Source organism: Bradyrhizobium tropiciagri, from assembly GCF_001189845.1.
Lineage (GTDB): Bacteria > Pseudomonadota > Alphaproteobacteria > Rhizobiales > Xanthobacteraceae > Bradyrhizobium > Bradyrhizobium tropiciagri.
The window spans coordinates 19,624-46,400 of record NZ_LFLZ01000069.1; the positions used below are offsets into that span (position 1 = coordinate 19,624).

Here is a 26,777-nt window from a genome sequence, read left to right on the forward strand (position 1 = left end):
CGTTCGAAGTTCAGTCGTGCTGGGATGTCAGGCGACCGGAGGCGCGCGCGGCTGATGGTGCAGCCGGCCGATGTCGACCGGAGCCGCATAATTGTCGATGTGCCAAGAGAGCAGAGCTGCGGAATCCGGCAGCTGCAAGGGAGGCAGCGCCGGTGCCGGCATCGCCGAATTGACCATCGCCACGACGGCGCAGATCGCGCAGAGGTCCGCGGCCTGATCGGAATCGCGATTCGAGCGCGGCTCGTCGCGCGAGGCGCTCTCGACATGCGCCGCGAGCGAAGTGACGGCGGCCTCGATAGAAGCGTGCGACCGCTGCAACGACGAATTCGGCGTCGCCTGCGCCGCCGCGATGGCATGAAAATGCCCGAACGACAGCACGAACTGGATCGACAGCGCCAACAGCGCCAGCCGAGTCCCGTGCCTGATGTTCGAACGAAACCACTTCATGACGATGCCATTCGGCGCCAGGCGGGATCGGCCAGTTGGCGTGAAGCCCACAGCCCCATGCGGCGCAATGCCGCACAGTTTCGAAAACCCACCAGCCTGTCAATCCGCATTGCTGGGCAATGCGATCAATTTCCGGGCGATCGGACGATTTTGCAACATCGCGCTAGAGGCGGCAAAGCGCTCTCTAGGTGCGCCTTATGCGATGGGCGCGGCGGAAGTCGAGCGTACATCGTGCATCGGCGTGGCTGATGCGATGCTGCCTGCATGAGTGTAGAACTTGAGCTGCTTGCGGCAAGCGTTGTACTTGGCATTGCGCACATCCTCGTCGCGTCGCATCTGCAGAGCTAGCAGCGGGGGTATCGATGGACGGCCAGCTCGCGGGAGCAGCCTGTTGCCCCGCTCACCGGCATTGCCGGAAGAGCTGAGCGGACCCTTCGCAATTTCCTCGAGACGTTTCCATTGTTCGCGGCGGCAATTCTTGCGGCCGCGGTGACTGGCACGCACAACGGGCTCACAATGTGGGGAGCCCATTGCTATTTCTGGGGTCGCCTCGTTTACGCCATTGTGTATCTGGCGGAATATCGTGCTGCTCCGTTCGCTGGTCTGGAACGTGCCTACGATCGGCATTCTCATGATCGTTGCGGGGCTGTTCCTGGGCTGACGGCCCAAGATCAGCGTGCCGCGCTGGCATTCCCGGCGTTCGGGACGTATAATTTGAGCCCAACGTGGCGGTCAGTCGGAATGTCCCTCGCAAGCAAAACCGGTCTCGCAGTCATCGCCGCAGTGCTCTGCCTCGGCGCTCAGCAGGCCGATGCCCAGGCCGGACCGGTGCGCTACTGGACCCCGGGCTCGCTGTTCGGCTTCGGCGGCAGCCTGGCCGATGGCCAGAAGGCCGACACTTACGGCAATTTTCCGAGCTTTGACGCCGCCGGTGCGCAGGGCGGCGACTTCTCGTATCTGAACGGCCGGCCGGACGGCTGGTTCGTCGGCAGCGAAGGCGGCCGCGCCGGCTGGAGCACGCTCGGCCAATCGGCGGCGTTCGGTGGGCTCGAATACCAGGGCGCGCAGGTCGGCTACAACTTCAAGGGCGTCGGCAATACACCCGTGACGTTCTTCGCCGGCTTCGACTCGTTGAAATACAATCCTCCCGGCGCCGGCGGCCCGCTCGCGCCGTTCAGCGGCAATCCCGGCGTCAACGCCGGCTATTCGGCGCGTGCAGGTGTCGAGTTCCGCCCGAGCTCGAATGTCAGCCTGTCGTTCGGAGCGAGCTTCACCCAGCAAGGGGCCGAGCGCATGGACAGCGACATTCATTCGCAGCTGCTGCCCGGCCAGTCCCCGGTTCTGTTCGGCGGCCGCTAGCGCTTCAGCGCAAGACTGCGGCGCCGCGGTCCTGATTCAACCAACCAGCACCAAGAAGGCTCGGGCTCACGGGCACAATCAGGATCGAAACATGGACATGCAGGGCAAGATCGCACTCGTCACCGCCGCAGCATCGGGCGCCGGCCGCGCCGGTGCGCTCATCCTCGCGCGCGAGGGCGCGGCGGTTGCGGTGGTCGACCAGAACGAGGCCGGCGCGAAGGCGGTGGTCGACGAGATCAAGAAAGGCGGCGGACGCGCGCTGGCGCTGACCGGCGATCTTCGCGACGACAAGTTCTCGCGCGACATCGTCGCCGCAACGGTGAAGGAATTCGGCACGCTCGACTGCGTTTGGAATCACCTCGGCATCCCCGGACCGTCTGTCATCGACGATCTCGAAGGCTGGGATCTCAGCGTCGATCTCAACCTGCGCTCGCAGCTGATCACGACCAATGCGGCGCTCGCCGAGATGACGGCGCGGCGCAAGGGCAGCATCCTGTTCACCGCGTCGACCTCGGGCCTGGTCGGCTCGCCCTGGAGTCCGACCTATTCGGCGGCCAAGGCCGGCGTGATCGGTCTGGCGCGGGCGCTCGCCAAGCGCCACGCCAAGGACGGCGTGCGCGTCAATGCGATCTGTCCCGGCGCAATCGACACGCCGATGCTGCGGGTGTTCGTCAACCGGCCCGACCAGCCCGGCCACAACGAGGCCGATCCGGAAGAGCTGATCAAGGCCGCGATCACCCGCAACCCGATGGGCCGCGCCGCGCGCCCCGAGGAGATCGCCGAGGTCGCGGTGTTCCTGCTGTCGGACAAGGCCTCGTTCGTGACCGGCATCGCGATGCCGGTCGACGGCGGGACGGTGGCGTGACGCGTGGCATCAATCAGAGGGCGGAGTGCGTTGCTCCATCCACGTCATTGCGAGCGCAGCGAAGCAATCCATCGCGCCGCAAACGAGAGATGGATTGCTTCGTCGCTTCGCTCCTCGCAATGACAGCGTCGAAAGTGTCGCGGGTCTGGGCTAAAACTTCGCCCGGATACCCGCATAGGCGGCGAGCGGCATGCCGGGTACGAAGGCGCGGGGATCGCTCAGCTGTGCCATCAGGTTGGGGGCACCTCCGGCGCTGACAAAGCCGCCGGTCTGATAGAACGCGCCGTTCAGATAGTAATGCTGGTTGAACACGTTGTTGATCAGGCCGAACACCTCGATGTTCTTCGTGATCTGATATGACGTGTGCAGATTGACGACCGAGTAGGCCGGCACTTTCGGGCTCTGGTTGGTGTCGTCATGGATCAGCCACTGGCTGCCGACGACGTTGAGGTCGGCGCCGACCTTCCATGCATCCGTGACGTTGTAGTCGACGCCGGCCTTGAAGCGGTGCGCGGGAATGCCCGGAATGTGGTCGCCCGGCTTGACGTTGACGAACGAGACGCTGTCGTTGTTCGGGTCGATTTGGGCGTTCGGATTGTTCGGCGAGAACAGCGTGATCGCGCTTTGATAGGTCGCGTCGACATAGGTGTAGTTGGCGTAGGCGTTCCATCGATCGATGCGATAGTCGAGCTTGGCCTCGATGCCCTGGCGCAAGGTCCGTCCGGCGTTCTGGAAGAATCCGAAATTGTTGACGCCGAGCGGGCTTGCCACCTGAACGATGTCGTCGTCCGACAGGGTGCGGAACGCGCCCAGCCCCCAGCTCAGCACGCCCGTCTTCGCATCGCGGCCCCAGCCGCCGCGCAGGCCCGCCTCGACGGTGTGCGACACCACCTGCTTGAGCGGCGGGTCGGCGACCAGGAAGGTGTCGATCATGCAGGGATGGTTGGGATCGGAGCAGCCGAGCTCCAGCGGCGTCGGCGTGCGGTTGGCTTCCGAATAGCCGGCATAGGCGGTGAGGTTCGACGTGATCTTGTAAGTGCCGCCGATCACCGGGTTGAAGCGCTGGAAGCGATTGCTGCTGTTGAGCAGGTCGTTGGTCCCGGTCTGGTCCTGCAGATCGATCTGGGCGTAATTGAATCGCCCGCCTGCGGTCACCGAGAACTTGTTCGTCACATCGAATGTGTCGGTGAGATAGATGCCGGTGTAGGTGTTGGTGGCGCGCAGATCGACCGGGCTGAGACCTGCATCAGGCTGGTTGATGAAGACACCGGTGCCGGTGACGAACAGGTTGTTGGGATCGATTGTGCCGAGCTCGCTGGTCGCCGTGAACTTCGTATTGCCGTGGTCGACGCTGACACCCATCACGACGTGGTTGTCATGCCCGAACAGCTTGTCCGAGTTGGTCAACTGCGCCGTGCCGCCGTAGCTGTTGGTGGCGGCCCGGTTGCGGTCGATTTCGCCAAGGAAGGCGTTGCCGAGCGTGTTCGGAGTGGCTGGGCCATCGGCTGGACCGAAGACCGGAAGGCCGTCGCCGATGCACAAGGTCGTGGGATCGTCGCATGGTGCAACGTCGGTGCCGTTGCCATCGGCGTGGGTCTGCCGGAAGCCGCGGAAGTAGGCATTGCCCTGGAACGACCAGGTGTCCGAGAAATTGTGGCTCAACGTCGCGTTGACGAAGGCCAGCTGCAGCAGCGTCGATTGCGGCCAGGTGTAGACGCTCGACCAGCGCTGGTTGAGCATCTCGACCGGCGTTGCCGCGACGTTGCCGAGCAGGTTGCTGGCGCCGGTGAAGTTGACGTGGAATTCGGTGTCATCGTTGCGCGCGCCGACGTCGACATACATCCGGTTGATGTGCGAGGAATTCGCATGGTCGCGCCAGCCGCGATCGTAAGCGGATTCGAACGCTGCATAGGCGGAGATGTTGTCCCTTTGGCCGCCGGCCTGCACGCTGCCCTGCACGCGGCCGTAGGAGCCGCCGAACAGTTCCACCTCGGAGCCCTGATAGGTGAAGCCGTTCTTCATCTGGATGCTGAGCGCGCCGCCGATCGCATTCAGGCCGAAGATCGGGTTGTTGGGCACCAGCGAGACCCGGTCGATGGCCTTTTCCGGGATGAAGTCCCAGTTCACCACGTCGCCCCAGGATTCGTTGATGCGTACGCCGTTCTGATAGACCGCGATGCCCTGCGGCGTGCCCTGAACCGGCGAGGCGACGAAGCCGCGGTAATCAAGCGTGCGCTGAAACGGGTTGCCGGTCTGGTCGGTGAGCGTGACGCCGGGCAGCTTGCGGTTCACCGAGTCCAGAAAATTGGTCGAGTAGTTGCGGCTGAAATCCGCCGAGGTCAGCACCTCGGTGTTGGACGGGATCTTGTCGCGGTCGAGCAGGCTGGAGTCGCGCTCGGAGGGGCCGGGCACCCCGGCGCCGCCCTCCGGCGCCGCCGCGGTTTGCACCGGCGCGGCCCGTGTCAGGGCGGTCCGCGAGGTCCGCACCACCGGCCGCGAGGCCGGCTTGATGCTGCGCGTGCCTGACAGCGGCGAGGGGGCAATCACGGTAACCGGCGGCAGCTCGGTCGGGGCGGGGGTCTGGGCGCCCGCGGTCAGCGGCGCTGCGGCTCCGATGGCGGTGAGCACGGCCGCAGCGCCGCGCGTATGGACCGAAGAAGACAGAAATCGTGTTGCCGTACGCAACAACGCACCAGCCATAACGCCCACCCTGTTGTCGCGGTTCGGCTGTTGTCCCCGACGAACCCTAGCGTTGAGACTGCGGGAGCGCCGGTGCTTTGGCAAACGAGATGTGTCCCGGGAGGGCGGGATTCTTTCCGTCGATGATCGGGAAAAATTCCCGATGCCGATGGACGGACAGCCGGGGCGGGTGATTCCGGCCAGCTTGACGCAGATTCGTGCTCAAGAAGCGGGCATTCCCGCCTCTTGGGCAACGGTGACGGTCTAGTCCTTGAACTCGCAGCCGAGCCGCTGCAGCGCTTCATCGACCCAGCGGCGGTCACTGGTGCCGGCGAGGATCTGCTGGATCGCCTTCTCCTCGGTTGCCTTCTTGGCCTCGGTCAGCTTGCAGATGGCTTCGGCGTCGTCATGGGGCACGCAGAGCACACCGTCATCGTCGGCCACGATGAGATCGCCGGGCTCGACGATCATGCCGTCGATCGAGATCGCGCAATTGATCTCGCCCGGGCCGTCCTTGTAGGGGCCGCGATGGGCGACTCCGGCGGCGAACACCGGGAACGATCCGGCGCGGATCGCGCCGGCGTCGCGGATCGAGCCGTCGATCACGAAACCCGCGACGCCCCTCTTCTCGGCCAGCGTCGACATGATCTCGCCGATGATGGCGTTGACCAGCACGCCGCCGGCATCGACCACGATCACGTCGCCGGGCTGAGCCAGGTCGATCGCCTTGTGCACCATCAGATTGTCGCCGGGCCGGGTCTTCACGGTCAGCGCCGGGCCGCCGAGCCAGCCGCCCTTATGCATCGGCCGCAGCCGGTTGGTGCCGGCGATCCGCGACATCACATCGCTGATATTGGCGACCGGCAGCGTGCGGTAGCGCGCGACGAGCTCGGGCGACACTTTCCGCTTCGCCTTGTGAATTGCAAATCCTATGGCCATCGGTTTTCTCCGGAGTTTGTGTTGGGCGTGATTGCGCGTTTGCAATCAAGATGACGGAAATACTGTGCTCGCAGGACTATCGCCGTCATTGCGAGCGAAGCGAAGCAATCCATGCTTCCGCTTATGCGGCGCGATGGATTGCTTCGTCGCTTCGGCGCAAAATTGCTTTGCAATTTTGTCGCGAGCTCCTCGCAATGACGGGGCTGCATACATTGCTCAATGCGCGCGGCGGTCGAGATGGGCGTTGAGGCGAGGATAGACGCGGCGGGCGTTGCCCTCAAAGATCTTGGCCTTGTCCTCGGCGCTCAGCGGCAGCACATCGATGTAGCGGCGGGTGTCGTCGAAGTGATGACCCGTCTCCGGATCGATGCCGCGGACCGCGCCGACCATCTCGGATGCGAACAGGATATTCTCGACCGGGATCACCCGGGTCAGCAGCTCGATGCCGGGCAAATGATAGACGCAGGTGTCGAAGAACACGTTCTTCAACAGATGCTCCGACAGCGGCGGCAGCTTCATGTCCTGCGCGAGGCCGCGGTAGCGGCCCCAGTGATAGGGCACCGCGCCGCCGCCATGCGGGATGATGAACCGCAAAGTCGGGAAGCGCTTGAACAGGTCCGAGGTCAGGAACTGCATGAAGGCGGTGGTGTCGCCATTGAGGTAATGCGCGCCGGTGCCGTGGAAGCAGGGATTGCAGGACGAGGAGACATGGACCATCGCCGGTACGTCGAGCTCGACCATTTTCTCGTACAGCGGATACCACCACTCGTCGGTCAGCGGCGGATCGCACCAATAGCCGCCGGCGGGATCGGGATTGAGGTTGCAGCCGACGAAGCCGAGCTGGGTGACGCAGCGCTCCAACTCCTCGATGCAGTTGGCGGGCTTGACGCCTGGGCTCTGCGGCAGCTGGCACACGGGAACGAAGTTTTGCGGAAACAGCGTGCAGACGCGGTGCACGAGGTCGTTGCAGATCGTGGTCCATTCACGGCTGGTTGCTTCCTTGCCGACATGGTGCGCCATGCCGGCGGCGCGCGGCGAGAAGATGGTGACGTCGGTGCCGCGCTCCTTCTGCAAACGAAGCTGCGCGCCCTCGACGCTGCTGCGGATCTCGTCATCGGTGATGCCGAGATTGGTGGTGAGCGGCCGGCGCGATCTGTCGGCGAGACCGGCGAGCTGCTTGTCGCGGAAGATCTGCAGCTTGGCCGGCTCGGTGGTGTAGTGGCCGTGACAGTCGATGATCATGGTTGGTTCCTTACGAGGTTGTCAGTGTGCGACGGTCGACGGGATCGCGCCCGCAAGTTCCGTCTCGCGCGGCTTGACGCGCATGGTGGCGGCGATGGCGGAGGCGACGAACAGGAAACCGGCGATGCCGACCAGCGCCCAGGAGAAGCTGCCGGTGGAATCCTTGATCAGGCCGATGCACCACGGGCCGATCAGCCCGCCGAACTGCGCCAGCGTGTTGACCATGGCGATCGAGGCGGCGCCGGCCGCGCCGGTCAGCAGCGAAGCGTTGATGCTCCAAAACAATGGATTGCCGGCGTTCAGGCTGAAGCCGACGATGCATAGGAACACGAAGGCCAGCACCGGGCTCGCGACATAGGCGCTGCCGAGCATCGCGACCGCGGCGAGCAGATAGACGGCCGCGAGATGAAACTTGCGGTCGCCTGTCTTGTCCGAACTGCGGCTGACCACGATGGTGCCGACGACGCCGAGCAGCGGCGGGATCGCAGAGAGGAAGCCGACCTGGATGTTGCTGAGATCGCCCATGCTCTTGATGATCTGCGGCAGCCACAGCAACAGGCCGTAGATGCCGACCAGCGCGCAGCCGAACAGTGCCGCCAGCAGCCAGACCCTGATGTCGAGCACGCATTCGATCAACCTGTGCTGCCCCTGCTGTTCGATCTCGGCCCGTTCGGCGGCGAGCTCGCCCTCCAGCCAGGCGGCCTGCTCCTTGGTGAGCCAGCTCGCCTTGGCCGGGCGGTCGGTCAGATAATAGAGCGTGAAAAGGCCGAGCAGAATGGTCGGCACGCCCTCGGCGATGAACATCCATTGCCAGCCATGCAGGCCGGCCGTGCCGTCATACCAGGTCATGATGCTGGTCGAGATCGGCCCGCCGGCGACGGCCGAGAACGAGCCGGCGATGATGTAGCCGGCGACCGCGCGGGCGCGGTAGCGCGAGGGGAACCAGTAGGTCAGATACAGCACCACGCCCGGCATGAAGCCGGCTTCCGCGACGCCGAGGCCGAACCGCATCACATAGAGGCTGAGCGGATTCCAGACAAAGGCGGTGAGTGTGGCGACGAGGCCCCAGGTGATCAGGATGCGCGCCAGCCAGATCCGCGCCCCGAGCCAGTGCAGCATCAGATTGCTCGGCACCTCGAGCACCATGTAGCCGAGGAAGAAGATGCTGGCGGCAAAGCCGAAGATCGCGGGGCTGAGGCCGAGATCCTTGTTCATCGTCAGCCCGGCATAGCCGAGATTGATGCGGTCGAGATAGTTGAAGAACATCATGATAAAGAGGATCGGGATCAGCCGCCAATAGACCCGGCGCATGGTTTGCTGTTCGAGCTCGCTGACGGACGCCTGGCCCATTGGATTCCTCCCTTGCTTTTTGTTGTCGCGCCTGTGATCCGAGCCGGGCGGAGCGCCTGTTATTCGCGGCGATTTCGCATGGCTGACCGGCTGCGCGTGTAGCCCCTTGGAGGGACCGCGTTTTGGCGCCAAGATCGGGAAACGGTCCTGGGAGGTCAAATACCGCTTTGACCCGTCACTTATAGGGAATCGGAATAAGCGATGGATTACAGGCAGCTTCGCTACTTCATCGCGGTGGCCGAGGAGCTCAGCTTCAGCCGCGCCGCCAAACGGCTGCATGTCAGCCAGCCGCCGCTCAGCACGCAGATCAAGGCGATGGAGGAGGAACTCGGCACGCAGCTGCTGTCGCGGACGCGGCGTGCCGTCGAGCTCACCCAGGCCGGCCAGTTGCTGCTGGAGCACGCGCGCCGCGCCGTCAGCGAGCTCGACCTCGCATCGGAGACCGTGCGGCGTGCCGCGCGCGGTGAGGCGGGCGCGGTTCGTGTCGGCTTCACGGATTCTGTTCCGATGCTCGACATGTTCGCCGAGCTGTTCCGCAGCTTCCGCGCCAGCTATCCGCGGGTGAAGATCGAGCTCAGGCACATGTCGACGGCAAAGCAGCTCCAGGCCCTCGCCGACGCCGAGCTCGATGTCGCGATCATGCGGCCGCCGCTCGACTTCCGGCCGGCCGCCGATCTGCAGGTGCATGTCGTCTGGCGCGACCGCTTGATGGTGTTCCTGCCGATCGATCATCCGCTCGCCACAGCACTAGGCAAGCTCAGCGTTGCCGACCTTGCCGAGCACGAATTCGTCGGCATGGCGGAGAGCGGTTGCGGCGTCGGCGACCAGGCCGCGATGCTGTGCCGCCGCGCGGGCTTTGCGCCGCGGATCGCGCAGGAGGCGCATGAATTGCGCACCGTGCTCAGTCTCGTCGCAGCCGGGATCGGGCTTTCGATCCTGCCGTCCTGCTATCAGCAGGCCGGCGTGATGAACGTCGTCGCGAAAGCGCTGGACACGCCGGATGCCGAAAGCCGCATGCTGGTGGCGATGCGCTCGAACGCCTCGCTGCTGCCGCGCCGGTTCGTCGAATGCGCATTGCAGGCGGCATCGCGCAGCGCACCGCCGCTCGTCCCCGAGGTCGCAGCAGCGAGCCGCTGATCGCGCTACGCGGAAGGCGGGCGTCGCACGCGACGGTCCGCGCACCCCATACTTTCGTTGGCAGTAGTCTCCCGGAATGCAGTCTGGCGCTGCACTTGCATAGCTGAATCTCAGGTGCTGGGGCGCCGATTCGTGGTCTCGCCTGCGACGGCAATGTCGCGGGCGAATGGTTGGTGATGCGCGCCCGCAGCTGATCGAGATCTGCGGAGACGACAACATGCACGTTCTCACACGTGCGGCGGTCCTGCTTGGGGCGGTGTGGTTGACATCCACGATGTGGATGGCATCGCCGACCCTGGCGCGCGACGACGGCCGTTACGCCAATTCACCCCTAAAGCCCTGGTTTGAAAGCCTGCACAGCGGCTACGGACAATGCTGCTCGGACGCCGACGGATCGGTGGTTGCCGATCCGGATTGGGAGTCGGATCACGGCCATTACCGCGTGCGCATCGACAGCGAATGGGTCGTGGTGCCGAACGAGGCCCTGATCACCGAGCCGAACAAGATCGGGCGAACCATGGTGTGGAAGCACTATATCGACGGCCACCCGCGCGTGCGTTGCTTCATGCCGGGCAGCATGACCTGAGGCGCGGTCTCATGCAGGCGTGCGGCGCGTGAGGAAGCGCGTGATCACGCCGCCGAGTGCGGCGTGGTCGAGCCGCTCGGTGAGCGACGCCTTGGCGGTGTCGACCGCGGCATCGGGCGCGAGGCCGCGGCGCAGGTCGCACAGCGCGTCGGCGTAGTCGGCGGTGAATTCCGGATGCGGCTGCACCGACAGCGTGGTGCCGTTGGCATAGAGCAGGCCGGCATGCGGCGTGAAGTCGGATGCCATGATGGTGCGTGCGGAGGCGGGCGGAGTGATCACCTGGTCCTGGTGCGAGGCGGCCACCGCGATCGTCTCGCCATCGAGCAGGCCGTTGTCCGGCGCGACTTGATAGACGTGCCGGCCGATGCCCCAGCCCTTCTCGGACTTGCGCACGGTGCCGCCGAGCGCCTGCGCGATCAGCTGATGGCCGAAGCAGACGCCGACCATCGGAACATGCTTGTCATGGGCCGCGCGCACGAAGGCTTCGAGCGGCGCGATCCATTCGACATCGTCATAGACGCCTGCCGCAGATCCCGTGATCAGGATCGCGTCCAATGTGGCTGGATCCGGCAGCGCCTCGCCCTTGGCGACGCTCACGACGTCGCAAGTCACCGATGGATCTGATGCGGCCACCATCCGCTGGAACATCTGCGGATAGCTGCCGTGGCGCTCGCGGTATTGCGGGCTGACGAGCCCGGTTTCGATGATGGTGATGCGGGGCATGAAACGCGCTGACGGAGGAGCGGGGACGACCCAGCCTTTACTCCGAAAGCGCTGATAGACACAAGCAGAAGCCACCCTGCACAGCCGTCATTGCGGGCGAAGCGAAGCAATCCATGGCTCCGCGAGCGGATAGATGGATTGCTTCGTCGCTTCAGCGCAAAATTGCTTTGCAATTTTGTCGCGAGCTCCTCGCAATGACGGGGATGCCGCCGATCAATTCTGCGACGGTGCCGCCGCGTCGATCGTCGCGGTATGCTGCGCTGCCGGTGTCGTGCCGGCGATCACAGGCGTCGTCACGCTCGCCGGCCCAGTGCTGACGATGACGGGCTCGGTGCGGTAGCGCGGCAGTTGGTCCTCGAGCGAATATCCGACGCAGAGCGCGAGGCTCGACCATACCGCCATGCTGAAATACAGCGACATCCAGGCGATCTCCTCGCGCCACTCGGCGATGTCATGGGTTACGACCCAGCGCCGGCTGACGTCGCGCAGGCCGTCGAGCGGATGCAGCAGCGTGCCGCCGGCGGCGAGGTTGGCGCGCCAGCGGTTCAGATACATCGGCACGTCGATGGTCATCAGGAAGGCGAGGAACGCGGCGATGCCGACGATCGCGACGATGAAGGCCCAGCGCACCGGACCGTGAAACTCCGGCAGCAGCCGGCACAGCGCGATCCCGACCAGGAAGAAAACAACGGCCCAGATCGAATTCTCGATCGCGTTGCAGAGATAATGCGTGGTCAGCACCGCATACCAGGAGAAGCATTCCGCAATCACGATCAGCGGCACGATGATCCAGGCGATGGTCACGGTGGTCTCGGCGCCGGTCATGGTGCCGAGCTGATGCAGGATGATCGCCCATTGCGCGGCGAAGCAGACCTCGGCGACGGTAGCGACGGTGCGGCCGACCACGACGCTCGACAGCCAGGTGTCGAACAGGCAGATGCGCTGCACGTCGGCACGCGGCAGCACCGAGCGGAAGGCGCAGCCGAACACATAGGCCGCGCAGAGCAGCAGCATCAGGCCGATGCCGGACGTGTTGCTGAAGCTGCCGCTCGCCTGCTCATGGAACTGGCGGTACAGCGCGAACCAGATCGCGATATTGGCGGCGCTGACGAGGCTCAAGAGACCCCACCACCGGACCACTGGATTCGACCAAGCCAGCGAAACCGGCCGTGCCCGCCGTTCCATGCTCATTCACCGCTCCGCGTGTAACCGAATTGATATTGAACTGTAGTAATTCTGTCATAGAAGGCGGCGAATCACGACTAAAAAATGCGTGTGGCACGGCCGGGCGGCTACGGATTGTGACAGCGTTTGTGACAGCCCGGCGTTTGTGACAGCGAGCGGCCCGCTAAACCTCCTCTCGTCATTCCGGGGTGCGCCGAAGGCGCAGGCCCGGAATCCATCGGGCCGCCGTGTTGCTGCTGGATGGATTCCGGGCTCGCGCTTTGCGCGCCCCGGAATGACGACGGGAGAGACTTGGCCTGCCGGCCTTCGCGATCGTGATCGAATGTGACATCGGCGGCGGGTAGGCAGGCTCCGCCCGATCCTCTACAGAACGGCTTCCTTTTTCGGGCCGCACCCGCACGGGCTGGCTTCACGCGAAGGCGCCTTGTGACGACGGACATGACGGCCAGTTACGACCCGCTGCTGCGCAGGATCCACTGGCGACGGCGGTGCTGTTCATCGCGGCGATGCTGATCGGGCTGTATTGCGGGCTGCAGCCGGCGGGGACCTCGCCGCGGCGCGAACTGCTCGAGCTGCACAAGTCGCTCGGCGTCCCCCTGTTCTTCCTGGCGATCCTGCGGCTGATCGTGCGCGCGGCGACCACGGCGCCGCCGGAGCCGGGATCGTTCTCGCCGCTGGTCCGGATTGCAGCAAAGCTCAATCACTGGGCGCTCTACGCCATCCTGTTCGTGATGCCGGTGACCGGCTACATGTTCTCGTCGGCCGGCGGCTATTCGCTGCGCTATTTCTGGACCTTCAACTGGCCGCGCCTGTTCGCCGACAACAAGGCGGTGGCGGAGGCCGGCGAGCTTGCGCATGGCGCGCTCGCCTATGTCGTCTATGCCGTGGTCGCCCTGCATATCGCCGCGACGTTCTGGCATGTCGTCGTGAAGAAGGACGAGACGCTGGCGCGGATGTGGCCGCGCGCGAGCCGCAATCCATCCTGAAGTTCAGGTTAGATCAGTGTAGCGGCAAACTTTGCTGCACCTCTCCCGCTTGCGGGGGAGGTCGGCGCGTAGCGCCGGGTGGGGGCGTCTCTCAAAAAAATGACTCGTGGAGAGAGCCCCACCCCAACCCTCCCCCGCAAGCGGGAGAGGGAGTGCAATCCCATCGTGGCATCACTGTTTCGGACTAACCGCGCAGCGCGGTTTCGGGAATGGTGCGGCGGACCACCTCGCGCATCGCGAAGCTGGAATGGATGCGGGCGACGCCCGGCATGCGCGACAGATGCTGCTTGTGGATGCGCTCGAAGTCGGCGATGTCGCGGGCGATCACCTGCAGATGATAATCGTCGCTGCCCGACATCAGATGGCATGACACGACGTCGGGGCAGCGCGCGATCGCGGCCTCGAAGGCGGCGAGATAATCCTCGCTCTGCTTCCCCAGCGTGATGGTGACGACGACGGTCGTGACGAGGCCAAGCGCTGATGGTTCGAGGTCGACGCGGTAGCCGCGGATCACGCCGATCTCCTCGAGATGACGGATGCGCCGCGCGCAGGCGGTCGGCGACAGCCCGACCTTCTCGGCAAGCTCGATCTGGCTGGCGCGGGCATCGGCGACCAGCTCGGCGAGGATTCTGAGGTCGATGCGATCGAGACCGTCCACGCAGTTTTCCTTCAAGAGCGAAGCCGATGACGAAGGATATGAGCGTATCTGGTTGTGAGCAAGCCGGAATTCGCTGAGAAACGCCGTGTGACGGGGCATAGCCTTGTGGTTGGCGGAAACCAATTTTGCAAGGAGCGGACCATGCGCGTCGGCGTGCCCAAGGAAATCAAGGTCGAGGAATATCGGGTCGGGCTGACGCCGGCCTCGGTGCGGGAATATGTGGCGCACGGCCACGAGGTCGTGGTGCAGCGCGGCGCCGGTGACGGCATCGGTGCCGGCGATGACGCCTACACCCAGGCCGGCGCACGGATCGCCGACACCGCCGAAGAGGTGTTCTCCGTCGCTGAGATGATCGTCAAGGTGAAGGAGCCGCAGCCGTCCGAATGGATCAAGCTGCGCGAGGGACAGATTCTGTTCACCTATCTGCATCTTGCGCCCGACGTGCCGCAGACCACGGGGCTGATCGCCTCCGGCTGCACGGCGGTCGCCTATGAAACCGTCACCGACGCGCATGGCGGGCTACCGCTGCTGGCGCCGATGAGCGAAGTCGCCGGCCGGCTTGCGATCGAGGCGGCGGGCGCCGCGCTGCGCAAATCCGCCGATGGCATGGGCAAGCTGCTCGGCGGTGTGCCGGGCGTTCCGCCGGCGCGGGTTGCGATCATCGGCGGCGGCGTGGTCGGCACCCATGCGGCGCGGATGGCCGCAGGCCTCGGCAGCGACGTTACTATTCTGGACCGTTCATTGCCGCGCCTCCGCGCGCTCGACGACCTGTTCATCGGTCGTGTCCGCACCCGCTATGCGACGCTGGAGGCGATCGAGCAGGAGATCGTCGCCGCCGATGTCGTGATCGGTGCGGTGCTGGTGCCCGGCGCCAGCGCGCCGAAGCTGGTCTCGCGCGCGCAGCTCTCAGGCATGAAACGCCGCGCGGTGCTGGTCGACGTCGCGATCGACCAGGGCGGCTGCTTCGAGACCTCGAAGCCGACCACGCACCAGGCGCCGACCTATCTGGTCGACGACATCGTGCATTATTGCGTCGCCAACATGCCGGGTGCGGTGCCGGTGACCTCGAGCCACGCGCTCAACCACGCCACGCTGCCGTTCGGCCTGGCGCTGGCCTCGAAGGGACTGCGCGCGCTGGTCGAGGATCCGCATCTGCGTGCGGGCCTCAACGTCCATCGCGGCCGCATCACCAATCGTGCCGTCGCCGAGAGCCAGCATCTGTCGGCCGTGATGCCGGAGGAAGCGCTGGCGTCGTAACATTTGCGAGCCTTCGCAGCTTTCCCGCTGTCGTCCCGGTGAAAGCCGGGACCCATACTCCGCGGCGGATGTGATACGGGAATTCGTCGACACAGCTGAGCAAGACAATGGGCGTTCGTGGTTATGGGTCCCGGCTTTCGCCGGGACGACACCTAATGTGCTTCGCTCCATCCGGGCTACGCTTCTGTCATCCACACGACGCGTCAAGCATCCGTGGGGTCATTTCTCGACGAGCCTTGACCCGGCTTCATCTGTCAGTTCCTTCAGCCCTCTCTGCATCACCTCGATGATGTGCGCGCGCTTTGCTGCGATCCGTTCGATTGGTCCGCCGATGCCGATCGCGAGCGGAGCGCGTCGCTTTGGCAGGGGAACAAGCATGCCTATGGTGCTTGCGCCCGGCGTCGTGCGGCCGCCTGACTCGGAAAAGCCGCGGCGGCGAATGCGCTCGACCTCCTCGAGAAAGGCCGCTTCGCGAACCCGCGCCGGCTGGTTCGGCTCCTCGGCGTTGTTGCGCCGGATAATGCCGCGAATCCTGGTGTTCGGCATTTGGCTCAGCAGCACATGTCCGAGCGCGGTCCGAACCATCGGTCGTATTTGACCGGCATGCGCAGTGTACTGAAGCTGAGAGCCGCCGGGGACAACGTGCAGATATTGCATCCCGGCGGCGCCGGCCTGTTGCCCAAGCATGACGGTTTCGCCGCCGGTTGCGGTCCAGAGCTCCTCCATCAGATCGGTGAGCTTTTTGTCGCGGAACGGAGAACGACGGATCCAGTCACCGAGCAGATTGACCCGGTAGCTTGGGATGAAGCGCCGCGTCTTTCGCTCGTATTCGAGGTAGTTCAATTCAACGAGCGTGCGGAGCAGCACCGACGTGCTCGATTGGGGCATCGCCAGCGCGGAAGCAATTTCCGTCACGGAAGCTGCCCGCTTGGTTTCCCGAAAAAACTCCAGAACTGCAAACACCCGCATCGCCGATTTGACAATCGCCGTCTTGTTCGCGTTCGGCATGGCTGTCTCCGCGGCGGGGCAGGTACCGCGCCTCCATCACATATGTGATGTTAGGCCGAAACTGCTTCACTTGACGACAAGTTTGGCACAGATTGGCGCCAATAAGATCAAGCCGCATGGAAACGCAGAGAGCAGGGGAAGGCGGATGCCCGGCCGAAGTTTGCTCGAGAAGATCTGGGACCAGCATGTCATTGCCCGTTTGAGCGAGGACACCGATCTCCTTCATATCGATCGCCATCTACTGCACGATCTCGGCGGCTCGCGCGGCCTGCTCGATCTCAAGAGCCGCGGCCTCAAGGTTCACAATCCCGAACTGACGTTCGCGACGCCGGATCACGCGCTGTCGACGGCGCCCGGCCGTGCGGGGACCAGCAAGATCGGACAGGAATTGCTGGCCGCGCTGCGGGTCGAGACCGCGGCGAGCGGCATCACGCTGTTCGATGTCGATCAGCCCGGCCAGGGCATCGTTCACGTCATCGGTCCTGAACTCGGCCTGAGCCTGCCGGGCGCGACGATCGTCTGCGGCGACAGCCATACCTGCACCCATGGCGGCTTGGGGGCGCTCGCCTTCGGCATCGGATCGAGCGAGCTCACCCATGTGCTGGCGACGCAGGCGCTGATCCAGCGCCGTCCGAAGACGATGCGCGCGCGCTTCGAGGGGAGGCTGCCGCTCGGCGTCACCGCCAAGGACATGATCCTGGCGCTGATCGGTCAGATCGGCGCGGCCGGTGGCACAGGATATGCGGTCGAATATGCGGGGAGTGCGATCCGGGCGCTGCCGATCGAGGGAAGGCTCACGATCTGCAACCTCTCGATCGAGCTCGGCGCCAAGATGGGCATGGTGGCGCCTGACGAGAAGACGTTCGAATTCCTGCGCGGCCGGCCCTACGCGCCGCAAGGCGAGATGTGGGATCTCGCGGTCAAGGCGTGGCGCGAATTGCCGAGCGATCCCGACGCGGTGTTCGACCGCGAGGTTGTGATCGATGTCGAGAAGATCATTCCGCAGGTCACCTGGGGCATCAGCCCCGAGCATGTCGTCGGCGTCGACGGCATCATTCCCGATCCGAAGGCGGTCGATGATCCCGCGCGGCGCGCCGCGATCGAAACCGCGCTGGAGTATATGGGCCTGCAAGGCGGCGCGCCGATCGCCGGCACGCCGGTCGACTGGGTGTTCATCGGCTCCTGCACCAACAGCCGCTTGAGCGATCTGCGCGCCGCGGCCGAGGTCGCGCGCGGCCGCAAGGTCGCAGCCGGCGTCCGAGCCTGGGTGGTGCCCGGCTCGGAAAACGTCAAGCGCGAGGCGGTCGCCGAAGGGCTCGACAAGATCTTCATCGAGGCCGGCTTCGAATGGCGCGAGCCGGGCTGCTCGATGTGCCTTGCCGCCAATGGCGAGGTGGTGGCGCCGGGGCAGCGCTCGGTCTCGACCTCCAACCGCAACTTTGTCGGCCGGCAGGGGCCGCGGGCGCGGACCCATCTGGCGAGCCCCGCGAGCGCGGCGGCCTCGGCCATTGCCGGTGCGATCGCCGATGTCAGGATGATGGGACGCTCGTGATGCCGAAACCGTTCGACAGACTCACCGCAACCGCCGCGCCGATCATGCGCAGCAACATCGACACCGACGTGATCATCCGCATCGAGCGGCTGGTCGGCAATTCGATCCGCGGCACGCTCGGCAAATGGGCGTTCGGCTCGCTGCGCTATCTGCCAGATGGTTCGGAGAATCCGGATTTCATCCTCAACCGCGAGCCGTACCGGGAGGCGGAGATCCTGGTGACCGGACCGAATTTCGGCTGCGGCTCGTCGCGCGAGGGCGCGGTGTGGTCGCTGCAGGAACGCGGCATCCGCGCCATCGTCGGCTCCGGCTTCGGCGACATCTTCTTCGCCAACTGCTTCCAGAATGGAATCCTGCCCGTCATCGTCGACAAGGCGGTGGTCGATCAGCTTGCGGCCGACATCGAGGCGACACAGGGTGCCGGCAAGGTCTCGATCGACCTGGAAGCGCAAACCATCGTGTCGCCGTCAGGCGCGCGGCATTCGTTCGAGATCGATCCGCGGCGGCGCGAAGGGCTGCTGAAGGGGCTCGACGAGGTGGCGCTGACATTGCAGCGCGATGACGAGATCCACGCCTTCCAGGCTTCCGACCGCACCGCGCGGCCCTGGATTCATTCGACAAGGATATCCGCATGAGCACGCAATCCAACATGGTCAAGGTGGCCGTCGTCGGCGGCGAGGGAATCGGCCCCGAGGTCACCGCGCAGTCGCGCCGCGTGCTCGACTGGTTCGCTGCGAAGCGCAACGTGCCGATGACCTTGCGCGAGGCGCAGTACGGCCTGATCCCGTATCTGGCGACCGGCAAGGTGCTGCCCGAGGACACCGCAGAGGCGATGGACGAGGCCGACGCCATCCTGTGGGGCGCGACCGGCGGACCGGAGACCACCGAAGTGCCGGCAGCGGCGCGCAAGGCGGGCAGCCTGCTGGGGCTACGCAGCAAATACGATCTCTACGCGAACTTGAGGCCGATCATGGCGAGCCCGGCGCTGTCGGCGTCGGCGCCGCTGAAAGCCGAGGTGCTCGACGGCGTCGACTTCGTCATCATCCGGGAATTGACCAGCGGCATCTATTTCGGCGAGCCGCGCGGCATCGAGACCTTGCCGGACGGTCAGCGCCGCGGCTTCAACACCGAGCAATACACGACGAACCAGATCCGCCGCGTGGCGCGCTCGGCGTTCGAGCTGGCGCGGACCCGGCGCAACAAGGTCTGCTCGGTCGACAAGGCCAATGTGCTGGAGACCAGCGTGGTCTGGCGCGAGGAGGTGATCAGGCTGCACAAGGAGGAGTTCTCCGACGTCGAGCTGACCCATCTCTATGTCGACAACGCCGCGATGCAGATCGTGCGCGAGCCGCGGCAGTTCGACGTCATGGTGACCGGCAACATCTTCGGAGACATCCTGTCCGACTGCGCGGCGATGGCCTCGGGCTCGCTCGGCATGCTGCCGTCGGCCTCGCTCGGCCCCGTCGACCGCTTCGGCCGGCGCAAGGCGCTCTACGAGCCGGTGCACGGCAGCGCGCCCGATATCGCCGGCAAGGGCATCGCCAATCCGCTCGGCTCGATTCTCAGCGTCGCGATGCTGCTGCGCCTGACATTGAACCGGCCCGAGGATGCGGATTTGCTGGAGCAGGCGGTGCAGACCGCGCTTGCGTCCGGTGCCCGGACGGCCGACATTGCGGAAGCCGGCGCGAAGAAACTGTCGACCGTCCAGATGGGCGACGCGGTGCTCAGCGCGCTGGACAAGATATGGGCCAAGGAGCACGCGTGATGGCGCACTCAGCCACGCCCCACATTTCGCGGCGAACGGCGCTGACGGTGATCGCTGCCGGCGGTGCCGCGCTGGCGAGCGGGCGTGGACAGGCGCAGGCGACCGCGGGCCGCGCGATCTATCCGGTCGCCGTGCCGATCTATCAGACGCAATTCGTCGCGGATCGTATCGGCTACTTCAAGGACGCCGGGCTCGACTGCAAGCTGGTGCAGGGCGGCAGCGGCGTGAAGACCCGCGAGATCATCGCCTCATCGCAGGGCGACATCGGCATCGGCGACGTCACCCATCCGATGCAGCTGACCAATCACGGCCGCCCCGCGCGCGTGCTGCTGCCGGTCGACACAAGGTCGAGCTCGGTGATGTTCATCCTGCGCAAGGATTTGAAGGACCAGGGCATCAACTCGCTGGAGGCCTTCACGCAATGGAAGCGGCCCGACGGCCGCAAGCCGATCGTCTCGGTCTCATCGCTCGGCGGCACCAACCATGTCTGGGCGTCCTACTACATGGAAACCATGGGGCTCGACGACAAGGTGACCTGGATCGGCACCGGCAATGTCGACACCATGCTGGGCTCGCTGAAGTCGAAGCAGGTCGATATCCTGGTCAGCTCGCTGTCGCTGTTGAACGAGGCGCAGCAGCAGGGCTGGGGCGAATTGCTGTTCGACGGCACCGATGAGGCGATCTGGAACAAGCATATCGGCGGCAAGGTGCCGGTGACAGCGCATTTCACGTTGCAGGCCACCATCGACAAGGACCCGGCCAAGATGCAGGCCTATGTCACGGCGCTGTGGCGCGCCTCGCAATGGATCAAGGCGCACAAGCCGACCGAGGTCTACGACGCCATCGAGCCCTATGTCGGCAGCACCTCGCGCGACGCCAACCTGCTCGAGATCACGGCGATCCAGAAGGTCGCGGACTATGAAGGCTCGGTCGACGCGGCGAGTTTTGCGCGGGGCGAGAAGGTCTGGTTCCGCGAGATGACCGGCATCAAGCCGCTCAAGATTGCCGACGTGGTCAACTCCAATCTCATCGACGCGGCGCGAAAGGCCTATCCGGGTTGAGCGCGCTCGAGACGAGCGTAACCACATCGCCGCGCGCCTCGGCCGAGCGCCGCGTCGAGGTCAAGGGCTTGGGCAAGTCGTTCCAGCTCGCCAAGACCACGATTGAGGCCGTCCGCGACGTCAGCTTCGACGTCCGCCGCGGCGAGTTCGTCGCGCTGCTCGGGCCGTCGGGCTCCGGCAAGAGTACGGTGCTCAACATGATCGCCTCGCTGATCCGTCCCACCGGCGGCGAGATCCTGATCGACGGCAAGCGCGTCGTCGCCGGCAAGGCGACGCCCAATGTCGGTTACGTCTTCCAGCGCGATACGTTGTTTCCGTGGCGGACGGTTGCCGACAATATCGGTTACGGGCTGGAGCTGTCAGGCGTGCCCGCGCACGAACGGAAAGAGCGTATCGCGGAATGCGTCGCGCAGGCCGGCTTGAGAGGATTTGAGCACGCCTATCCGTCGGCGCTGTCGGGCGGCATGCGGCAGCGTGCGGCGCTGATGCGGACCCTGATCGTCGAGCCGCAGATCCTCTTGATGGACGAACCGTTCGGCGCGCTCGACACCCACACCAAGATCGACATGCACGAGGTGCTGCTGCGGATCTGGGAGCGCGAGCAGCAGACCGTGCTGTTCGTGACCCATGATCTCGGCGAGGCGCTGACCTTGGCCGACCGCATCATCCTGTTCTCGGCGCGGCCGGGCCGCATCAAGGACATGTTCGAAGTCGACTTCGACCGCCCGCGCGATGCGGTCAAGGTGCGCGAGACCCCACATTATGCCGAGCTGTTCCAGCACATCTGGCACTCGCTCGGCGAGGAATTCGTCAAGGGCCGCAGCACATGAAGCGATACGGCACGCTCGGCACGGTCGGCTGGCAGGTCCTGATCTGCGCCGTCGTGCTGTCGGTGTGGCAATGGGGCTATGACCTACGCACCAAACTGCCGTGGCTGGTGCCCGATCTGCTCGATCCGTACTTCATCTCCAAGCCGTCGATGATCTTCGACAATTTCCTGATCCAGAGCTGCATGACCTCCAAGCTCGGCGTCTTCAACGGCTGGTTCAACGGCGAGTTCGCAAAGTGCCTGGCGCGCAACGAGAACAATCTCTGGGCCGCGACCGCGATCACCTTGAAGAACACCTTCTTCGGTTTCGTCACCGGCGTGGTCAGCGGCTTCGTTGCCGGGCTGATCCTCGGACGATCCGATCGCCTGAGCGCGATCTTTCAGCCCTTCATCACCGCGGTGAATTCGATCCCGCGGATCGCGCTGGCGCCGATCATCGTGCTGGCGTTCGGGATCGGCGACATGTCGAAGATCGTGACGTCGTGGATCGTTGTGGTGTTCCTGGTGTTCTTCAACACTTTCGAGGGTGCGCGCTCGATCGACGAGGGTTTTACCAACGCGGCGCGGCTGCTCGGCGCCAGCGAATGGCAGATCACCCGCACGGTGGTGATCCCCTCGACCATGGCCTGGGTGTTCGCCTCGCTGACGCCAGCGATCTCCTTCGCGCTGATCGGCGTCATCGTCGGCGAATTCATCGGCGCCGAGCGCGGCATCGGCCGCCTCATCATCGAGTCCGAGGCGCGCGGCGAGGCCTCCGGAATGATGGTCGCGGTCGTGGTGCTGATGCTGGTCGGCGTCGTGCTGTCGGCGATCATCTGGCGGCTGCAGGCCTATCTCTTGCGCTGGCAGCGGCAGCGCAGCGCCGAATAGGCGAGGCTCGTGGCGGCGCCCGCATCCGCCGCCACGAGCGCCGAATTACGCTGCGGTCTGCGATGGCGATGTCTCGCCGTCGAGCCAGTCCTGTTCGATGGCCAGCGCACGCCAGGCCGCTTCCATTCGCTTGAAGCGATTATAGGTCGGCTCGTCGTCGGCGCGCTCGGCAAGCTGCGCGCAGTTCTCCGCATTGTCGAGGAAGTGCTGTGATTGCTTCATGGAACGTCCTCCTGTTAATGAGGACGTGGGACATCAAATCAGGCTATTCAACGCGTGGAACATGAGCATTTCGCCACACAGGTGAATGGGTGTTCATTGAGTTCCCTGCGAGATGCCCCCATTGCACGTGAGCGTTCGCAGAAGAGCCGGCATAGGAACTGTATGTCGCACCCAACGTTCGTCCTTCACGTCGCAACTGGAGGAGGAGAGACGCGATGAGGAAGTATCTGTTCGCCGCGGCCATGGTGACCGCGATCGCTTCGCCTGCGCTCGCCGATGATGTCGGTGTTCGTGCTGGTCCCGTCGCGCGACGTGACAGTGGGTCGGGCCCCCGAGTATCGCGACCGCGATCGTGACCGCACCACGGTGATCAGGGAGCGTGAGCCGCGTCCTGACCGGACCACGGTCATCAAGAAGCGGGATGAATTCGGCAATCGCAGCAAGACCGTCATTCATCATGACGATGACGATTAACGGCTGAACGGCCGTGTGATCCAAAGTCCGCTGCGATCCCGTCGCGGCGGACTTTTGCGTGTAGCCTGATCGCGACGGCTAATCTGTGGAGAGGCCATGGCCGCTGAGACAGAGCTCAAGTTTCGCGTTCCAGCACGCAAGCTGAAGGCGCTGGAGAAGCCGCGGATCGCCGGCACCAAGAGCGGCGAGCCGTCCACGAGCGATCTCGTCTCGACCTATTTTGATACCGCGAAGCACAAGCTAAAGCGGCATGGGCTTACGCTGCGCGTGCGCTATGACGGCCATGACTATGTTCAGACGATCAAGTCCGGGGCGGGCCCACAGTTCGAGCGCGGCGAATGGGAGAGCGAGCTCAGGGATGATGCGTTCGACCTCGAAAAGTCCGAGGGCACGCCGCTCGAGGAGCTCGCGTCGGACAGACTGCGCCGCAAGCTGAAGCCGGTGTTCGAGACATCGGTGCAGCGTATCATGGTGCCGCTTCGGACCAAGCGCAGCGAGATCGAGCTCGCCATCGATCGCGGTCACACGACAGCTGGCCATCGGTCCCGTCCGATCCGGGAGGTCGAGCTCGAGCTGAAGAGCGGTCGGATGCTCGATCTGTTCCGGGTTGCCAGAGCGCTGGAGCGGCGGTCCGGCGCTGAACTCGATCTCTGCTCGAAGGCCGAGCGTGGGTATGAGCTCGCAGGTCATGATCAGCATGGCTCCGTCTCCGCCGAGAGCGTCATGCTTGATTCCGAGTTCACGGCAGGTGAGGCCTTTCGGGTAATCGCGCGTTTAGCGTTCCGGCACTTCTCTTCGAATGCGGATGCGGTCCGCGAGGGAGAGCACGAAGGTGTTCACCAGATGCGGGTCGGCCTGCGACGGCTGCGCGCCGCGATCTCGTTGTTCTCGAAGATCCTGCCCAAGGCTTCGACCGAAGAGGTCAAGACGCAGTTGAAGTGGCTGACCAGCGCGCTCGCGCCGGCACGCGAGTTGGACGTGTTAGTCAAGGAAGATATCGAGCCTGCGTCGCATGATGCGCTGTTGCGACGGGGCGGCAGGGCGATCCGGCAGGAATTCTCCGTCCGCCGCGACCGGGCATTCGCGCGCGCGAGGCAGGCGGTCGATTCGCAGCATTACCGGTCGATGCTGATCGATACCATGCAATGGATCGAAGCAAAGCAGACGATCGCGGCCGACGACGAAGGCGGCCCGATCGGCGAGTTCGCCGCCGCGCTGCTGCATCGCCGGATCAGGAAGCTGCGCAAGGACGGCCGCCATATCGACGAACTGTCGGCCCGGCAGCGGCACAAGGTGCGCATCAGGGCCAAGAAGATCAGATACGCCATCGACTTCTTTGAGAGTCTGTTCGCGGGTAAGCGCGAGCGGAAGCAGCTCAAGCGGCTGTCAAAGCAGCTGAAGCGGATCCAGGATGCGCTCGGCTCGCTCAACGATTTCGTCGCGCACCGCAAGCTGGCGGTCGACGCTGCGCTCAAGGCACCGCATCGCAGGGAACGCGACCGTGCCTTCGCATCCGGCGTGGTACTGGGCCGCGAGGAGCAGGCGGTCAAGCCGCTGATCAAGATCGCCGCGCAGGAAGTGCGCGGACTGAAGCCGTTCTAGGGCATGCACCGTCTCGTCGCGGCTTTCGCATGAAGCGATGGCTCACGCCGCGTGCGGTGCGCCGCGCTCGTCCCGCTCGGTCGCTGCCATCTGGCGGCGGCATTCCTCGGCGAATGCCCGCAGCCGCTCGGCGGTCAGCGGGTCCAAACCCGTACGTACCAGCCGCTCAGCGCGGTCGGCCTTGTCCTTGAGATCGTCGAATGTCCGGCTCATGGCTGCCTCCATGCCCAGACAATTTGAATCGAATTGCGACGTTCCCCGGCCAGCAAGGACGTGGCTAACAGGCGGTTAACCCGGGACTGGGTGCGCTTAGGTCACCGGCGCCGGATTGAACAGCGTCAGATCGTTGTGGATGCCCCACTTGTCCGACCACGGCTTGGTGCGGCCGCTGGCGACGTCGAGGATCAGGCGGAACAGGTCCCAGCCGGTTTCCTCGATGGTCTTCTCGCCGGTCGCGATGCAGCCGGCGTCGAAATCGATCAGATCCTTCCAGCGCCGCGCCAGCTCGCTGCGGGTCGCGACCTTGATGACCGGCGCGGCGGCAAGGCCATAGGGCGTGCCGCGGCCGGTGGTGAAGACTTGCAAGGTCATGCCGGAGGCGAGCTGCAAGGTGCCGCAGATGAAGTCGCTCGCCGGAGTCGCCGCGAACAGCATGCCCTTCTGCCGCGCCTTCTCGCCCGGAGACAGCACGCCCGCGATCGGTCCGGAGCCGGACTTGACGATCGAGCCGAGTGACTTCTCGACGATGTTGGCGAGCCCGCCCTTCTTGTTGCCGGGCGTGGTGTTGGCGCTGCGATCGGCGCCGCCGCGGGCGAGATAGGCGTCATACCATTCCATCTCGCGGATCAACGCGCGGCCGACATCCTCGTTGACCGCGCGGCGGGTGAGAAGCTGGATCGCGTCGCGCACCTCGGTCACTTCCGAGAACATCACGGTGGCGCCGGCGCGAACCAGCAGGTCGGCGGCGAAGCCGACGGCAGGGTTCGCGGTCACGCCGGAGAACGCATCGCTGCCGCCGCATTGCAGGCCGATCACGAGATCGGCGGCGGGGCAGGTTTCGCGCTTGCGGGTGTTGAGCACCTTCAGCCGGGCCTCGGCCTGGGTCATGATGGCATCGACAATGGCGCCGAAGCCGTCAAAGGCTTCGTCCTGCATCCGCACGATGGCATCATTGACGCCCTCCGGCACCAGCCGCTCCGGCGCGAGCTTCTCGCAGCCGAGCCCGACCACGAGGATCTCGCCGCCGAAATTCGGGTTGAGCGCGAGGTTCTGCAGGGTGCGGATCGGCACCACGGCGTCGGGCGCCGTGATGGCGACGCCGCAGCCATAGGCGTGGGTCAACGGCACGACGTCGTCGACATTGGGATATTTCGGCAGCAGCTCGGCGCGGATGCGCTTGACGGCATATTCCATCGTGCCCTTGACGCATTGCACTGACGAGGAGATGCCGAGGATGTTCTTGGTGCCGACCGAGCCGTCGGGATTGCGAAAGCCTTCGAAGGTGAAACCTTCGAGCGGCGGCAGTGGCGGCGGCACCGCGGTCGCGATCTCGAGCTGGTCGAGCGGCGGCGCGTCCGGCATCTGGATGCGCGCCTCGTCGACCCACTCGCCGGCCAGGATCGGCGACTGCGCATGGCCGATCACCTCGCCATAGCGGATGATCGCCGCGCCCTCGGCGATGTCCTCCAGCGCCGTCTTGTGGCCCTGCGGCACGAAGGCGCGCAGCGTCAGGCCGCAGGCGAAGCGCGAGCCGGCGGGCAGGCCAAAATCATTCACGACGATCGCGACATTGTCGCGCGCGTTGAGCTTGATGTAGCGGGGCTGCTCCTGCGCGCCGATCGACTGGTCCATGCGCTACGCTCCTTACGAGCAAGGTGTTGGTTGATGTACTAGGCGGCGCCGCGAATTCCCACCTCTCCCCAGCGGGGAGAGGTCGCGCCGAAGGCGCGGGTCAGGGGGCGCAGGTCCCACGAGAGAGCCG

At 65.1% G+C, this 26,777-nt stretch carries 27 protein-coding genes and 1 pseudogene; 16 read left to right on the forward strand and 12 right to left on the reverse strand.

Annotated elements, in window-relative coordinates; translation table 11 throughout:
• Positions 1-27: 27 nt before the first annotated feature.
• Positions 28-447 carry a DUF2946 family protein gene (locus AKN84_RS35560; RefSeq protein ID WP_128971453.1) on the reverse strand — a complete coding sequence of 140 codons (420 nt, stop codon included), beginning with the start codon at positions 445-447 and terminating at the stop codon, positions 28-30.
• Here AKN84_RS35560 and AKN84_RS46480 point away from each other — a divergent pair.
• The 4 genes and pseudogenes from AKN84_RS46480 to AKN84_RS35570 all read left to right on the forward strand — a co-directional run bounded on the left by AKN84_RS46480 (position 446) and on the right by AKN84_RS35570 (position 2,671).
• A complete protein-coding gene (locus AKN84_RS46480; protein ID WP_128971454.1) occupies positions 446-715 on the forward strand; it encodes a hypothetical protein in 270 nt (89 codons plus the stop codon). The genes AKN84_RS35560 and AKN84_RS46480 overlap by 2 nt on opposite strands.
• Before the next feature lie 98 nt (positions 716-813).
• Positions 814-1,014: pseudogene (locus AKN84_RS50850) on the forward strand (MAPEG family protein); the annotation flags it as partial.
• 174 nt (positions 1,015-1,188) lie between these two features.
• Complete coding sequence (locus AKN84_RS35565) at positions 1,189-1,806, forward strand: hypothetical protein (RefSeq protein WP_050425104.1); 618 nt, start codon at positions 1,189-1,191, stop codon at positions 1,804-1,806.
• 91 nt (positions 1,807-1,897) lie between these two features.
• Positions 1,898-2,671 carry an SDR family NAD(P)-dependent oxidoreductase gene (locus AKN84_RS35570; protein WP_050425105.1) on the forward strand — a complete coding sequence of 258 codons (774 nt, stop codon included), beginning with the start codon at positions 1,898-1,900 and terminating at the stop codon, positions 2,669-2,671.
• 150 nt (positions 2,672-2,821) lie between these two features.
• Here AKN84_RS35570 and AKN84_RS35575 read toward each other — a convergent pair whose 3' ends face one another.
• From AKN84_RS35575 to AKN84_RS35590, 4 genes are all read right to left on the reverse strand, one after another.
• Positions 2,822-5,119: a TonB-dependent receptor gene (locus AKN84_RS35575; RefSeq protein WP_430649960.1), complete on the reverse strand. Its 2,298-nt coding sequence runs from the start codon at positions 5,117-5,119 to the stop codon at positions 2,822-2,824.
• Between the two features lie 495 nt (positions 5,120-5,614).
• On the reverse strand, positions 5,615-6,289 hold the full coding sequence (locus tag AKN84_RS35580) for an RraA family protein (RefSeq protein WP_050425106.1): 675 nt from the start codon (positions 6,287-6,289) through the stop codon (positions 5,615-5,617).
• A 216-nt stretch (positions 6,290-6,505) separates the two neighbouring features.
• Complete coding sequence (locus tag AKN84_RS35585; protein WP_050425107.1) at positions 6,506-7,531, reverse strand: amidohydrolase family protein; 1,026 nt, start codon at positions 7,529-7,531, stop codon at positions 6,506-6,508.
• Positions 7,532-7,552: 21 nt separating this feature from the next.
• Positions 7,553-8,881: an MFS transporter gene (locus AKN84_RS35590; RefSeq protein WP_050425108.1), complete on the reverse strand. Its 1,329-nt coding sequence runs from the start codon at positions 8,879-8,881 to the stop codon at positions 7,553-7,555.
• A gap of 201 nt (positions 8,882-9,082) precedes the next feature.
• On the opposite strand from AKN84_RS35590, the gene AKN84_RS35595 reads away from it, so the two are divergent.
• Positions 9,083-10,018, forward strand: a complete 936-nt coding sequence (locus tag AKN84_RS35595; protein WP_050425109.1) for a LysR substrate-binding domain-containing protein — start codon at positions 9,083-9,085, stop codon at positions 10,016-10,018.
• A gap of 217 nt (positions 10,019-10,235) precedes the next feature.
• Positions 10,236-10,604, forward strand: a complete 369-nt coding sequence (locus AKN84_RS35600; protein ID WP_430649959.1) for a hypothetical protein — start codon at positions 10,236-10,238, stop codon at positions 10,602-10,604.
• 9 nt (positions 10,605-10,613) lie between these two features.
• On the opposite strand, the gene AKN84_RS35605 is transcribed toward AKN84_RS35600, so the two are convergent.
• Positions 10,614-11,327, reverse strand: a complete 714-nt coding sequence (locus AKN84_RS35605; protein WP_050425110.1) for a type 1 glutamine amidotransferase — start codon at positions 11,325-11,327, stop codon at positions 10,614-10,616.
• 213 nt (positions 11,328-11,540) lie between these two features.
• Complete coding sequence (locus AKN84_RS35610) at positions 11,541-12,512, reverse strand: hypothetical protein (protein WP_244485679.1); 972 nt, start codon at positions 12,510-12,512, stop codon at positions 11,541-11,543.
• Between the two features lie 488 nt (positions 12,513-13,000).
• Here AKN84_RS35610 and AKN84_RS35615 point away from each other — a divergent pair, with 488 nt between their 5' ends.
• Positions 13,001-13,498 (forward strand): cytochrome b, encoded by a 498-nt coding sequence (locus AKN84_RS35615; RefSeq protein WP_244485677.1) that lies wholly within the window; start codon positions 13,001-13,003, stop codon positions 13,496-13,498.
• A gap of 184 nt (positions 13,499-13,682) precedes the next feature.
• Here AKN84_RS35615 and AKN84_RS35620 read toward each other — a convergent pair whose 3' ends face one another.
• Positions 13,683-14,171 (reverse strand): Lrp/AsnC family transcriptional regulator, encoded by a 489-nt coding sequence (locus tag AKN84_RS35620; protein WP_050425112.1) that lies wholly within the window; start codon positions 14,169-14,171, stop codon positions 13,683-13,685.
• A gap of 126 nt (positions 14,172-14,297) precedes the next feature.
• Between AKN84_RS35620 and ald the strand changes: the two genes are divergently transcribed.
• Positions 14,298-15,413, forward strand: coding sequence for an alanine dehydrogenase (gene ald / locus AKN84_RS35625; RefSeq protein WP_050425113.1), 1,116 nt, complete (start codon positions 14,298-14,300; stop codon positions 15,411-15,413).
• Positions 15,414-15,632: 219 nt separating this feature from the next.
• Here the strand turns inward: ald and AKN84_RS35630 are convergent, their stop codons facing one another.
• Positions 15,633-16,421, reverse strand: coding sequence for an IclR family transcriptional regulator (locus tag AKN84_RS35630; protein ID WP_050425114.1), 789 nt, complete (start codon positions 16,419-16,421; stop codon positions 15,633-15,635).
• A gap of 145 nt (positions 16,422-16,566) precedes the next feature.
• On the opposite strand from AKN84_RS35630, the gene leuC reads away from it, so the two are divergent.
• The 6 genes from leuC to AKN84_RS35660 are packed head-to-tail and all read left to right on the forward strand — an operon-like array spanning position 16,567 to position 22,498.
• Positions 16,567-17,973: a 3-isopropylmalate dehydratase large subunit gene (leuC, locus tag AKN84_RS35635; protein ID WP_050425115.1), complete on the forward strand. Its 1,407-nt coding sequence runs from the start codon at positions 16,567-16,569 to the stop codon at positions 17,971-17,973.
• Positions 17,973-18,608 (forward strand): 3-isopropylmalate dehydratase small subunit, encoded by a 636-nt coding sequence (gene leuD, locus AKN84_RS35640; protein ID WP_050425116.1) that lies wholly within the window; start codon positions 17,973-17,975, stop codon positions 18,606-18,608. The genes leuC and leuD overlap by 1 nt, the downstream gene beginning before the upstream one ends.
• Positions 18,605-19,738: a 3-isopropylmalate dehydrogenase gene (gene leuB, locus AKN84_RS35645; protein WP_128971456.1), complete on the forward strand. Its 1,134-nt coding sequence runs from the start codon at positions 18,605-18,607 to the stop codon at positions 19,736-19,738. The genes leuD and leuB overlap by 4 nt, the downstream gene beginning before the upstream one ends.
• Positions 19,738-20,799 carry an ABC transporter substrate-binding protein gene (locus tag AKN84_RS35650; RefSeq protein WP_050425126.1) on the forward strand — a complete coding sequence of 354 codons (1,062 nt, stop codon included), beginning with the start codon at positions 19,738-19,740 and terminating at the stop codon, positions 20,797-20,799. The genes leuB and AKN84_RS35650 overlap by 1 nt, the downstream gene beginning before the upstream one ends.
• Positions 20,796-21,629 (forward strand): ABC transporter ATP-binding protein, encoded by an 834-nt coding sequence (locus AKN84_RS35655; protein WP_050425117.1) that lies wholly within the window; start codon positions 20,796-20,798, stop codon positions 21,627-21,629. Before AKN84_RS35650 ends, AKN84_RS35655 begins: the two co-directional genes overlap by 4 nt.
• Positions 21,626-22,498 (forward strand): ABC transporter permease, encoded by an 873-nt coding sequence (locus AKN84_RS35660; protein WP_050425118.1) that lies wholly within the window; start codon positions 21,626-21,628, stop codon positions 22,496-22,498. Before AKN84_RS35655 ends, AKN84_RS35660 begins: the two co-directional genes overlap by 4 nt.
• Positions 22,499-22,543: 45 nt before the next feature.
• Here AKN84_RS35660 and AKN84_RS48245 read toward each other — a convergent pair whose 3' ends face one another.
• A complete protein-coding gene (locus tag AKN84_RS48245) occupies positions 22,544-22,720 on the reverse strand; it encodes a hypothetical protein (RefSeq protein WP_165445954.1) in 177 nt (58 codons plus the stop codon).
• A gap of 276 nt (positions 22,721-22,996) precedes the next feature.
• Between AKN84_RS48245 and AKN84_RS35665 the strand changes: the two genes are divergently transcribed.
• Together AKN84_RS35665 and AKN84_RS35670 are read left to right on the forward strand one after the other, a co-directional pair.
• Positions 22,997-23,194 carry a hypothetical protein gene (locus tag AKN84_RS35665; RefSeq protein ID WP_244485678.1) on the forward strand — a complete coding sequence of 66 codons (198 nt, stop codon included), beginning with the start codon at positions 22,997-22,999 and terminating at the stop codon, positions 23,192-23,194.
• A gap of 96 nt (positions 23,195-23,290) precedes the next feature.
• Positions 23,291-24,796 (forward strand): CYTH and CHAD domain-containing protein, encoded by a 1,506-nt coding sequence (locus AKN84_RS35670; RefSeq protein ID WP_050425119.1) that lies wholly within the window; start codon positions 23,291-23,293, stop codon positions 24,794-24,796.
• A 42-nt stretch (positions 24,797-24,838) separates the two neighbouring features.
• On the opposite strand, the gene AKN84_RS35675 is transcribed toward AKN84_RS35670, so the two are convergent.
• The gene (locus AKN84_RS35675) at positions 24,839-25,009 is read right to left on the reverse strand and encodes a hypothetical protein (RefSeq protein WP_167351894.1); all 171 of its coding nucleotides are present in this window, start codon (positions 25,007-25,009) and stop codon (positions 24,839-24,841) included.
• Positions 25,010-25,105: 96 nt separating this feature from the next.
• Entirely contained in the window at positions 25,106-26,647 is a 1,542-nt protein-coding gene (garD, locus tag AKN84_RS35680; protein WP_050425121.1) for a galactarate dehydratase, read from the reverse strand.
• Between the last annotated feature and the right edge of the window lie 130 nt (positions 26,648-26,777).

Coding starts and splice junctions, on each gene's coding strand:
- AKN84_RS35580 (WP_050425106.1), bottom strand. CDS start 6,289: ATGGCCATAGGATTTGCAATTCACAAGGCGAAGCGGAAAGTGTCGCCC.
- AKN84_RS35630 (WP_050425114.1), bottom strand. CDS start 16,421: ATGCCGAACGCGAACAAGACGGCGATTGTCAAATCGGCGATGCGGGTG.
- AKN84_RS35660 (WP_050425118.1), top strand. CDS start 21,626: ATGAAGCGATACGGCACGCTCGGCACGGTCGGCTGGCAGGTCCTGATC.
- AKN84_RS35570 (WP_050425105.1), top strand. CDS start 1,898: ATGGACATGCAGGGCAAGATCGCACTCGTCACCGCCGCAGCATCGGGC.
- AKN84_RS35585 (WP_050425107.1), bottom strand. CDS start 7,531: ATGATCATCGACTGTCACGGCCACTACACCACCGAGCCGGCCAAGCTG.
- AKN84_RS46480 (WP_128971454.1), top strand. CDS start 446: ATGACGATGCCATTCGGCGCCAGGCGGGATCGGCCAGTTGGCGTGAAG.
- leuB (WP_128971456.1), top strand. CDS start 18,605: ATGAGCACGCAATCCAACATGGTCAAGGTGGCCGTCGTCGGCGGCGAG.
- AKN84_RS35595 (WP_050425109.1), top strand. CDS start 9,083: ATGGATTACAGGCAGCTTCGCTACTTCATCGCGGTGGCCGAGGAGCTC.
- AKN84_RS35605 (WP_050425110.1), bottom strand. CDS start 11,327: ATGCCCCGCATCACCATCATCGAAACCGGGCTCGTCAGCCCGCAATAC.
- AKN84_RS35610 (WP_244485679.1), bottom strand. CDS start 12,512: ATGGAACGGCGGGCACGGCCGGTTTCGCTGGCTTGGTCGAATCCAGTG.
- AKN84_RS35665 (WP_244485678.1), top strand. CDS start 22,997: ATGATGTCGGTGTTCGTGCTGGTCCCGTCGCGCGACGTGACAGTGGGT.
- AKN84_RS35675 (WP_167351894.1), bottom strand. CDS start 25,009: ATGAGCCGGACATTCGACGATCTCAAGGACAAGGCCGACCGCGCTGAG.
- ald (WP_050425113.1), top strand. CDS start 14,298: ATGCGCGTCGGCGTGCCCAAGGAAATCAAGGTCGAGGAATATCGGGTC.
- AKN84_RS35565 (WP_050425104.1), top strand. CDS start 1,189: ATGTCCCTCGCAAGCAAAACCGGTCTCGCAGTCATCGCCGCAGTGCTC.
- leuD (WP_050425116.1), top strand. CDS start 17,973: ATGCCGAAACCGTTCGACAGACTCACCGCAACCGCCGCGCCGATCATG.
- AKN84_RS35600 (WP_430649959.1), top strand. CDS start 10,236: ATGCACGTTCTCACACGTGCGGCGGTCCTGCTTGGGGCGGTGTGGTTG.
- AKN84_RS48245 (WP_165445954.1), bottom strand. CDS start 22,720: ATGAAGCAATCACAGCACTTCCTCGACAATGCGGAGAACTGCGCGCAG.
- garD (WP_050425121.1), bottom strand. CDS start 26,647: ATGGACCAGTCGATCGGCGCGCAGGAGCAGCCCCGCTACATCAAGCTC.
- leuC (WP_050425115.1), top strand. CDS start 16,567: ATGCCCGGCCGAAGTTTGCTCGAGAAGATCTGGGACCAGCATGTCATT.
- AKN84_RS35670 (WP_050425119.1), top strand. CDS start 23,291: ATGGCCGCTGAGACAGAGCTCAAGTTTCGCGTTCCAGCACGCAAGCTG.
- AKN84_RS35650 (WP_050425126.1), top strand. CDS start 19,738: ATGGCGCACTCAGCCACGCCCCACATTTCGCGGCGAACGGCGCTGACG.
- AKN84_RS35590 (WP_050425108.1), bottom strand. CDS start 8,881: ATGGGCCAGGCGTCCGTCAGCGAGCTCGAACAGCAAACCATGCGCCGG.
- AKN84_RS35560 (WP_128971453.1), bottom strand. CDS start 447: ATGAAGTGGTTTCGTTCGAACATCAGGCACGGGACTCGGCTGGCGCTG.